Here is a 3038-nt window from a genome sequence, read left to right on the forward strand (position 1 = left end):
GATATTTTCCTGCGCAACGTGATGGTCTCGGGAGTGGTGCCGCAGATTTCAGCTATTTTTGGCCCCTGTGCCGGCGGCGCGGTTTATTCTCCGGCGATTACAGATTTCATTATCATGTCCAAAAATACAAGTTACATGTTTGTCACCGGGCCTAAGGTCGTCAAAACAGTGACCAATGAAGATGTTTCCGTGGAAGACCTCGGCGGTGCGATGGTGCACAATCAAATTTCCGGAGTTTCCCATTTCGCTGTGGAAGATGAAGAGGAAGGCATTTCTCTGATTCGCAAATTAGTTAGTTATTTGCCGCAAAATAACATGGAAGATCCGCCGGTTGTGCCAACGAACGATGCCATCGACCGACTCGAGGATGACCTCAATTACATCATTCCGGACAGTCCCAATAAACCTTATGACATGAAAGACATCATTTTTTCTGTAGTTGACGGCGGTGAATTTCTGGAAGTGCAGCGACTGTTCGCGCCGAACATTATCGTCGGTTTCGCCCGATTCAACGGCAGGTCTGTGGGTATTGTGGCGAACCAGCCGAATTACCTGGCGGGAGTGCTGGACATCAACGCTTCGCGTAAGGCGGCGCGATTTGTTCGTTTCTGCGACGCGTTCAATATTCCGATTGTGACTTTTGTTGATGTTCCCGGATTTTTGCCGGGTACAGCGCAGGAGTACGGCGGAATTATCATTCACGGTGCGAAGCTACTTTACGCTTACGCTGAAGCAACCGTACCCAAAGTGACAATTATTACCAGAAAAGCCTATGGTGGCGCTTACGACGTGATGAGTTCCAAACATTTACGCGGCGATATCAATTATGCCTGGCCTGCTGCGGAAATTGCTGTAATGGGGCCGCGCGGTGCCATCGAAATTATTTACGGTTCCGAACTTCGTAATGCAGAAAATCCGGACGAAGTACTCAAAAAACGGGAACAGGAATATCGCGAAAAATTTGCCAATCCCTATGTCGCGGCGCAATACGGATTTATCGATGATGTGATTGAACCGAGGAATACGCGTTTTCGCATTATTCGCGCTCTGGAGAGTCTGGCGACCAAACGAGACAATAATCCGCCTAAGAAGCACGGAAATATTCCTCTATGATTATTTACAGGAGCACGGAAATGTTATTCCAGATGACATTAACTCTGGCAAACGTCGGGGAAATGATTTCTTTTTCAACTCAAAAGACAAGCGCGCTGGAACAGGGATTGATAATCAGCATTATTGGCATCAGTGTCGTCTTTCTGGGATTGACGGTTTTGTTTGGCGCTTTGAAAATTTTTCTCTTTGTTACAAATTTAAAAGACAAACAAACTCAAACCCAGACAGATGGATTGGTGATTAAAAAGAAAGGGAAGGAGCCAATTTCCGGCGAGGTCGTTGTGGCGATTTCTCTGGCAATCCATCAAAATCAGGAACAATTTCACGATCTGGAAGAAACTATTTTGACTTTGCATAGAATCACTCGACCATATTCGCCGTGGTCTTCGAAAATACATGTGCTGAGAAAACCGGTGAGATAATTTGTTGATCTGCTCCCGAAATAGATAACCACGAAGCACATGAAAAGCACGAAGGGTAACTAATAAATCGTAATTCGAAGCTCTATTTGTCGAAATAACCAGGGATTAAAAATTTCATAAAAAGATTTTTGTCATAAACATCTTCGTGCTTCGTGGTATTCGTGGTAAAAATAGTTAGAATCTTTGGATATTTCTATTTGTTGGTTAGAGGAAAAGAATGAAAAAATATAAATACTCGATTAATGGTTCGCCGTACGAAGTGAAAATCAAAAAATTGACCGGCGACCACGCGGTTGTGGAAGTGAACGGCACAGAGTACGATGTTGAAATTATTGAGGAACCGAGACAGCGAAAGACGCCGCAACTGGTCAGGCCTAAAGCCATTCCGCAAAAACCTGAACGAAGCCCATCAAAAACGCAGGCGCCAACAAGACCCACGGGAACGGGTAGCATAAAAGCTCCCCTGCCAGGACTCGTTTTGGAGGTTCTCGTGAAAGAAGGCGATCAGGTGGAGGCAGGACAGATTTTGATGAAAATGGAAGCGATGAAAATGGAGAACAATATCCAATCCACGCGGTCGGGAACGGTGCAGTCGATTAAAGTGAAACCAGGAGATTCAGTGTTGGAAGGTGATGTGCTTTTGGAGATCGGAGGCTGAAATGGAAGGTTTTTTTCGCTTTGTGCATTTCACCGGTTTTTACAATGTGACGGTGGGCCACCTGATCATGATCGCTGTGGGTCTGTTTTTCATCTATCTGGCGATAAAAAAAGATTACGAGCCGTTGTTGCTGGTTCCCATCGGATTTGGCATTTTGATCGGGAATATCCCTTTTCTGGAAAATGTCGGACTACAACTGGGAATTTATGAGCAAGGGAGTGTGCTCAATTATCTCTATATCTGGGAGTGGTCAAGGGAATTTATCCGCCGCTCATTTTCCTGGGCATCGGCGCAATGACGGATTTTTCCGCTTTGTTATCCAATCCGAAATTGTTACTTCTGGGCGCTGCGGCGCAAGTGGGAATCTTTGTGACCATGATGGGCGCCTTGCTACTTGGATTTTCTCCGCAGGAAGCTGGCGCCATCGGAATCATTGGCGGCGCTGACGGACCTACTGCCATTTTTCTCAGCTCAAAATTAGCCCCGGAGTTGATTGGCGCCATTGCAATTGCGGCGTATTCGTACATGGCTCTGGTTCCTGTGATTCAGCCGCCGATAATGAAATTGCTCACGACTCGAGAGGAGCGATTGATTAAAATGAAACCTTCGCGCCAGGTTTCGAGAACAGAAAAAATCATGTTTCCCATTTTTGCATTTATCATCACCGCATTTTTGTCTCCGGGCGCGATTCCTCTGCTCGGTATGCTTTTTTTCGGAAATTTGCTCAAAGAAAGCGGCGTTACTGAGCGGTTGGGAAATACAGCGCGCACTGCGCTCATTGACATCGTGACGATTTTGCTCGGTGTAACAGTGGGAGCCAGTACACAGGCGACCACTTTTTTGCG

The 3038-nt window shown here is 46.1% G+C and carries 3 protein-coding genes and 1 pseudogene; all 4 read left to right on the plus strand.

Going from position 1 to position 3038, the window contains the following annotated elements; all coding sequences use genetic code 11:
• Positions 1-1113, plus strand: a 1113-nt coding sequence (locus GXO74_13855) for an acyl-CoA carboxylase subunit beta (GenBank protein ID NOZ62752.1), incomplete at its 5' end; no start/stop codon positions are given.
• A 20-nt stretch (positions 1114-1133) separates the two neighbouring features.
• Positions 1134-1535, plus strand: coding sequence for an OadG family protein (locus GXO74_13860; GenBank protein ID NOZ62753.1), 402 nt, complete (start codon positions 1134-1136; stop codon positions 1533-1535).
• Positions 1536-1752: 217 nt separating this feature from the next.
• Entirely contained in the window at positions 1753-2193 is a 441-nt protein-coding gene (locus GXO74_13865; GenBank protein NOZ62754.1) for a biotin/lipoyl-binding protein, read from the plus strand.
• 1 nt (position 2194) lies between these two features.
• Positions 2195-3038, plus strand: a pseudogene (locus tag GXO74_13870) (sodium ion-translocating decarboxylase subunit beta).

This window comes from Calditrichota bacterium (assembly GCA_013152715.1).
Lineage (GTDB): Bacteria > Zhuqueibacterota > Zhuqueibacteria > Thermofontimicrobiales > Thermofontimicrobiaceae > 4484-87.

What these genes read in the sequence shown, in the direction of transcription:
- GXO74_13860 (NOZ62753.1), top strand. Translation starts at nt 1,134, where the DNA reads ATGTTATTCCAGATGACATTAACTCTGGCAAACGTCGGGGAAATGATT.
- GXO74_13865 (NOZ62754.1), top strand. Translation starts at nt 1,753, where the DNA reads ATGAAAAAATATAAATACTCGATTAATGGTTCGCCGTACGAAGTGAAA.